Raw genomic sequence first — 505 nt, 5'->3', positions numbered from 1 at the left:
TACCGTGGGTGAGGAAATCACTATCTCTCCCATTTCATTGGGACCCAGAGGCTTTTGGGTGTCTTGATCGACCACCAGCGAAATCACTGCCGACAACGGAATGCCAAGGCATTGGTGCTTGGGGCGTTCGGGTGGATTGACGTGGGTCGAGGCCACCGTCTCCGTCAGACCGTAACCTTCGATGAAGTTCAGTTCAAACTCCGCCTGCAGCTTTTCTGCCAATGCCTTGGGCATTCCCGTTCCACCGCCGCTGATATAGCGCAATTGCTGAAAGCCGAAATCCCGGTAAGAGTCATTTCCCATGATGTCGGCGATCATGGTCGGGATGCAGGTCCAGTGCGTGACGGCGTATTTCTTGATGAGCCGGGAGGCCAGCTGTCGTTCCCAGCGGTTGATCAAAATGGTGGTCGTGCCGATATAGATATTGATCAGCACGTAGTACAAAAGACCCGTGATATGAAACATGGGCACCGAAGCCAGGCTGGTGACGCCGGCGGTCGTATTG

Annotated in this window: 1 protein-coding gene; it reads right to left on the bottom strand. The window is 54.7% G+C overall.

The window, feature by feature from the left end:
- On the bottom strand, window positions 1–505 hold a 505-nt coding region (locus tag D3H34_RS33810), incomplete at both ends, for an AMP-binding protein (protein WP_147400649.1).

The sequence above is a fragment of the Acidovorax cavernicola genome (assembly GCF_003581445.1).
This window is presented reverse-complemented; position numbering and strand designations above follow the sequence as displayed.